The 6,387-nt window shown below is 69.8% G+C and carries 3 protein-coding genes; all 3 read left to right on the forward strand.

What is annotated here, in order from left to right; genetic code table 11:
- Positions 1-148: 148 nt before the first annotated feature.
- Complete coding sequence (locus tag AAIL17_RS14620; RefSeq protein WP_424683588.1) at positions 149-1,939, forward strand: thiamine pyrophosphate-requiring protein; 1,791 nt, start codon at positions 149-151, stop codon at positions 1,937-1,939.
- A gap of 62 nt (positions 1,940-2,001) precedes the next feature.
- On the forward strand, positions 2,002-3,081 hold the full coding sequence (locus tag AAIL17_RS14625) for an enolase C-terminal domain-like protein (protein WP_424683589.1): 1,080 nt from the start codon (positions 2,002-2,004) through the stop codon (positions 3,079-3,081).
- Positions 3,078-6,218, forward strand: a complete 3,141-nt coding sequence (locus tag AAIL17_RS14630; protein ID WP_424683590.1) for an FAD-binding and (Fe-S)-binding domain-containing protein — start codon at positions 3,078-3,080, stop codon at positions 6,216-6,218. Before AAIL17_RS14625 ends, AAIL17_RS14630 begins: the two co-directional genes overlap by 4 nt.
- Positions 6,219-6,387 lie beyond the last annotated feature (169 nt).

The raw sequence follows: 6,387 nt of genomic DNA on the forward strand, positions 1-6,387 counted from the left end.
AGACCGATCCCCAGCGCGTGTCGGCCCGGCGGTCCGCCGTGTCGCCGATCCTTGCCAGATTCCCTGAAGCTCTGACAGGCACGCGCGTCCCGCGCGAGGCGAGCCCTTGCGTTTCGTCCGCGCCGCGCCTGCCAGGAGCCAGCAACCCATGAGCGAAACCGTCGGCGACTTCATCCTGCAACGCCTCACCGACTGGGGCCTTCGGCGCATCTTCGGTTTCCCCGGCGACGGCATCAACGGAATCATGGGCGCGATGGGGCGCGCCGCCGACCGCTTCGACTACGTGCGCGTGCGCCACGAGGAAATGGCCGCCTTCATGGCCGGTGGCCATGCCAAGTTCACCGGCGAGATCGGCGTCTGCATGGCGACCTCCGGTCCCGGCGCGATCCACCTGTTGAACGGCCTGTATGACGCGCAGATGGACCACATGCCGGTGCTCGCCATCGTCGGCCAGTCCGCGCGCAGTGCGATCGGCAGCGACTTCCAGCAGGAGGTCGACCTGCAGGTGTTGTTCCAGGACGTCTGCGGCTACGTCGAGACCATCCTTTCGCCGGTGCAGGTGCGCCAGGTGGTGGATCGCGCGATCCGTATCGCGGCGGCACAACGCACCGTCACCTGCGTGATCGTGCCCAACGACATCCAGGAGCTGCCGGCGGTCCGGCACCCGCCGCGCAAGCACAACGACGTCTATACCGGCATCGGCTACGCCAACCCCTGCCCGGTGCCGGGCGACGAAGACATCAAGCGCGCCGCCGATCTGCTCAACGACGGCCGCAAGGTGGCGATCCTGATCGGCGCCGGCGCCATGCATGCCGGCGACCAGGTGGTCGCGGTAGCCAACCGGCTCGATGCGGGCATCGCCAAGGCGCTGCTCGGCAAGGCGGCGCTGCCGGACGACCTGCCGTTCGTCACCGGTTCGATCGGCCTGCTCGGGACCAAGCCGAGCTGGGACTTGATGAACGACTGCGACACCCTGCTGATGGTCGGCACGACCTTCCCGTACTCGGAGTTCCTGCCCGAGGAAGGACAGGCGCGCGCGGTGCAGATCGACATCGACCCGCGCAACGTGTCGATGCGCTACGCGACGGAAGTGAACCTGATCGGCGACAGCGCGCAGGTGCTCGAACGGCTGCTGCCGTTGCTCAAGCCGAAGGACAACCCGGACTGGCGCGAGCGCATCGAGCTCAACGTGCGCAAATGGTGGCGCGATCTGGAAGCCAAGGCGATGGAGCCGGCCAATCCGATCAACCCGCAGCGCATCTTCTGGGAGCTCTCCCCACGCCTGCCGGACAACACCATCATCTGCGGCGACTGCGGCTCGCACACCAACTGGTACGCGCGCGACGTGAAGATCCGCTCCGGGATGATGGCGTCGCTCTCGGGCAAGCTCGCCACCATGGGCAGCGGCATGCCCTACGCCATCGCGGCGAAGTTCGCCCATCCCGGGCGGCCGGTGCTGGCGATCGTCGGCGATGGCGCCATGCAGATGAACGGCAACGCAGAGCTGATCACCGTCAAGCAGTACTGGAAGCAGTGGTCCAACCCCTGCTTCGTGGTGATGGTGCTGCACAACGACGACCTCAACCAGGTGACCTGGGAGCAGCGCGCGCTGGGCGGCGATCCGAAGTTCACCCAGTCGCAGTACGTCGAGGAGTTCTCCTACGCCAAGTACGCCGAGCTGCTCGGCTTCAAGGCGATCCGCGTGGATCGGCCCGAGGATCTCGGCAGCGCCTGGGAGCAGGCCTTCGCCGCCGATCGCCCGGTGCTGCTGGACATCATCGCCGACCCGGACGTGCCGCCGCTGCCGCCGCACATCACCTGGAAACAGGCGAAGGACTACATGACCGCGCTGGCCAAGGGCGACCCCGACGAGGCCGGCATCATCAAGCAGAGCCTGCGCCAGGTGCTCGCCGGCATCCTGCCGCACAGCCAGCGATGAACGCCGCGCGGCCCTCGCCAGCCGCGACCGTTCCCGCAACGCGCCGCATCGCACGCATCGAGGTGAGTGCTTACCGCATTCCCACCGATGCGCCGGAGGCCGACGGCACCATCGCCTGGGACGCCACCACGCTGGTGCTGGTGCAGGTCTCCGCCGGTGGCTACACCGGCCTGGGATGGACCTACGCGCACGCCGCGGCAGGCGCGGTGATCGCCGACCCGCTGCGCGACGTGCTGCTCAACCACGACGCCGACGACATCGCCGGCGCATGGCACGCGATGAACCGCAGCCTGCGCAACGTCGGCCGCCCCGGCGTGGGGTTGATGGCCATCGCCGCGGTCGACGTGGCGTTGTGGGACCTGAAGGCGCGCCTGCACGGCACCTCGGTGGTGCGGCTGATGGGCCGCGCGCGCGAGGCGGTGCCGGTGTACGGCAGCGGTGGCTTCACATCCTATCCGGTCGAACGCCTGCAGGAGCAACTCGCCGGCTGGGCCGAGCAGGGCATGGCGCGGGTGAAGATGAAGGTGGGCACGCATCCGCACGACGATCCGGCGCGCGTGCGCGCCGCGCGCGAGGCGATCGGCACGGCGCCCGCGCTGATGGTCGACGGTAACGGCGCCTACGCGCGCAAACAGGCGCTGGCGCTGGCCGAGCGCTACGCGCACGAGGGCGTCGACTGGTTCGAAGAGCCGGTGTCCTCGGACGACCTGGAAGGGCTGCGCCTGCTGCGCGACCGCGCGCCGGCCGGCATGGCCATCGCCGCCGGCGAATACGGCTGGGACACCTGGTACTTCCGCCGCATGCTCGATGCCGGGGCGGTCGACGTGCTGCAGGTCGACGGTACCCGCTGCGGCGGCTTCACCGGCTTCCTGCACACGGCCGCGCTCGCGCATGGCTTCGGCATCCCGGTGTCGGCCCACTGCGCGCCGCACCTGCACGCGCACGTGTGCAGCGCGGTCGGGCACCTGGAGCACGTGGAGTACTTCCACGACCACGCACGGATCGAGTCGATGTTCTTCGACGGCCTGCCCGCGCTGCGCGACGGCGCACTGGTGGTCGATGCGGACGCACCCGGGCTGGGCCTCACCCTCAAGGCATCCGACGCGCGGCGCTACCGCGTCGAGGAAGGTTGGCAGACATGACCAAGCAGCGGGAGCACGGTTCGGTTCCTTCGTTTCCGCGCGCGCCCGGCTCGCCCGGGGCCGAGGCGGCCGCATCGTCCAGCCACGGCCGCGACCGGCCGGACGCCCGCCGCGACGCGGCCGTGCTGCCGCTGGCGCCGCCGCGCGTGCGCCACTCGCACAGCGACCGCTTCGCCTTCTCCAGCGCCGCCGCCACCGTGCTTGCGCAGGACCTGGCGGCGGCGCTGGAAGGCGAGGTCTGCTTCGACGACGGCAGCCGCGCGCTGTACGCCACCGACGGCTCGATCTACCGCCAGGTGCCGATCGGCGTGGTCAAGCCACGGCATGCGAAGGACGTCATCGAAACCCTGCGCATCTGCCGCGAGCACGACGCGCCGGTGCTCTCGCGCGGCGGCGGCACGAGCCTGGCCGGGCAATGCTGCAATACCGCGGTGGTGATGGATTTCTCCTATCACCTGAACCAGATCGTCGCGATCGACCCGCAAGCGCGCCGCGCGCGCATCGAGCCCGGCTGCGTACTGGACGACCTGCGCGACCAAGCCGAGAAGCACCATCTCACCTTCGGTCCCGACCCCTCCACCCACGCGCACAACACGCTGGGCGGCATGATCGGCAACAACTCCTGCGGCGTGCACTCGGTGATGGCTGGGCGCACGGCCGACAACGTGCATGCGCTTCAGATCGTCACCTATGACGGCCTGCGCATGCGCGTGGGGCCGACCGGCGAGGAGGAGCTGGAGCAGATCATCCGCGAGGGCGGCCGGCGCGGCGAGATCTACGCGGGCCTGAAATCCATCCGCGACCGCTACGCCGATCTGATCCGCGCGCGCTACCCGAAGATCCCGCGCCGCGTGTCCGGCTACAACCTCGACGAACTGTTGCCGGAGAACGGCTTCAACGTGGCGCGCGCGCTGGTCGGCACCGAAGGCACCTGCGTGACGATCCTGGAGGCCGAGGTGCGCCTGGTACCCAGCCCGCCGGTGCGCTCGCTGCTGGTGCTGGGCTATCCCGACGTGTTCGAGGCCGGCGACCACGTACCGCAGATCCTTTCATTCGGACCGGTCGGCCTGGAAGGCATCGACGACGCGCTGATCGCCGACATGAAGCGCAAGGACATGCACCCGAAGGATCGCGCCCTGCTGCCGCCGGGCGGCGGCTGGCTGATGGTCGAGTTCGGCGGCGATTCCAAGGAGGAGGCCGACGGCAAGGCGCGCAAGCTGATGCAGGCGCTCAAGGCCGAAGACCACCCGCCAAGCATGAAGCTGTTCGACGATCCCGCCGAGGAAGGCATGCTGTGGACCATCCGCGAGTCGGGCCTGGGCGCCACCGCGCGCGTGCCCGGCCAGCCGGACGGCCATCCCGGCTGGGAGGACGCCGCGGTACCGCCGGACAAGGTCGGACCGTACCTGCGCGACTTCCGCAAGCTGCTGGCCAAGTACACCTACACCTGCGCGCTGTACGGCCACTTCGGCGACGGTTGCATCCATTGCCGCATCGCCTTCGACCTGTCCACGCCCGAGGCGGTGGCGCAGTGGCGCGCCTTCATGGACGAGGCCTCCGACCTTGTGCTGGCCTACGGCGGCTCGCTCTCCGGCGAGCACGGCGACGGCCAGGTGCGCGCCTCCTTCCTGCCCAAGATGTTCGGCGACGAACTGGTCCAGGCCTTCGGCGAGTTCAAGGCGCTGTGGGATCCGCGCGGGCGCATGAACCCCGGCAAGGTGGTCGATCCCAATCCGATGGATGCCGACCTGCGCGACGGCCCCGGCTACCGGCCGCCCAAGCTCGACACCGCGTTCGCCTATCCGGCCGACGGCATGAGCTTCGCCCAGGCCGCGCGCCGCTGCGTGGGCGTGGGCAACTGCCGCAACAAGCACAGGAACGTGATGTGCCCGAGCTACCGCGCCACCCACGAGGAGAAGTGGAGCACGCGCGGACGCTCGCACCTGTTGTTCGAGATGCTCGAGGGCGATCCGCTGAAGGACGGCTGGCGCAGCGAGGCGGTGCGCGACGCGCTGGACATGTGCCTGGCCTGCAAGGGCTGCAAGAGCGATTGCCCGGTCAACGTGGACATGGCCACCTACAAGGCCGAGTTCATGCATCACCACTACAAGGGCCGCCTGCGCCCGCGCGCGGCGTACGCGATGGGGCGCATCTTCGACGTGGCGCGCGTGGCCTCGCACGTGTCGTGGCTGGCCAATGCGGTCCTGCAGACGCCGGGGCTGTCGCACCTGGCCAAGGCCATCGGCGGCATCGCGCAGCAGCGCGCGATGCCGCGCTTCGCCGACGAGACCTTCCGCGCCTGGTTCGCCGCGCGCGGGAAGCCGCGCGTGCGCGGGCCGGAGGTGCTGCTGTGGCCGGACACCTTCAACAACTACCTGCACCCCGCGCCGCTCAAGGATGCCGTCGCCGTGCTGGAAGCGGCCGGCTACCGCGTCGTGGTGCCCGAGGCGCCGCTGTGCTGCGGCCGACCGCTCTACGCCGAGGGCATGCTGGACAAGGCGCGCGCACAACTGACCGACCTGCTGGACGCGCTCTCGCCGTTCATCGACCGCGACGTGCCGGTGGTGGGGCTGGAACCGTCCTGCGTGGCGGCCTTCCGCGACGAACTGCCCAACCTCTTCCCCGGTGACGAGCGCGCGCACTGGCTGGCGCGCCACACTTTCATCCTCAGCGAATATCTCGACCGCGTCGGCTACGCGCCGCCGCCGTTGAAGCGCAAGGCGCTGGTGCACGCGCACTGCCACCACCACGCGGTGATCGGCACCGATGCGGAGAAGCGGCTGCTTGCCAAGACCGGACTGGACGTCGAGTTCCTCGACGCCGGCTGCTGCGGCATGGCCGGCTCGTTCGGCTTCGACGCGAAGAAGGTGGCCGTGTCGCTCGCCATCGGGGAGCTCGAACTGCTGCCGGCCATCCGCGCGGCCGATCCGGACACGCTGATCATCACCAACGGCTTTTCCTGCCGCCAGCAGATCGAGCAATGCACCGGGCGCACCGCGCTGGACGTGTCGCAGGTGCTGGCCATGGCGCTGGCGCAGGGGAGCTCCAATCTCGACGAGATCCCCGTCCGCGAGCGCGAGGCTTCGATGCCGGAGCCTGGACGCCGCGGCGAAGTCCGGGAAAGGAGGCCTCGGTGAGTATGGCGAGGTCGCGCGCTCCGCTCGCCCCCATCCGCCCTTCGGGCACCTTCCCCCGTGGAACGGGGGAAGGGTCGACCTTGCGGGAGCGCGCGTTCGTGAGTCTTCCCCCGTTCCACGGGGGAAGGTGCCGACAGGAGGATGGGGGACGAAGCGCAGTCCACACGCC

Origin of the sequence: Frateuria sp. YIM B11624, from assembly GCF_049727805.1 — a bacterium.
Classification (GTDB): Bacteria; Pseudomonadota; Gammaproteobacteria; order Xanthomonadales; family Rhodanobacteraceae; genus Frateuria_A.

Bases quoted from the DNA above. Each gene is read 5' to 3' on its own strand.
- AAIL17_RS14620 (WP_424683588.1), top strand. From the start codon at position 149: ATGAGCGAAACCGTCGGCGACTTCATCCTGCAACGCCTCACCGACTGG.
- AAIL17_RS14630 (WP_424683590.1), top strand. From the start codon at position 3,078: ATGACCAAGCAGCGGGAGCACGGTTCGGTTCCTTCGTTTCCGCGCGCG.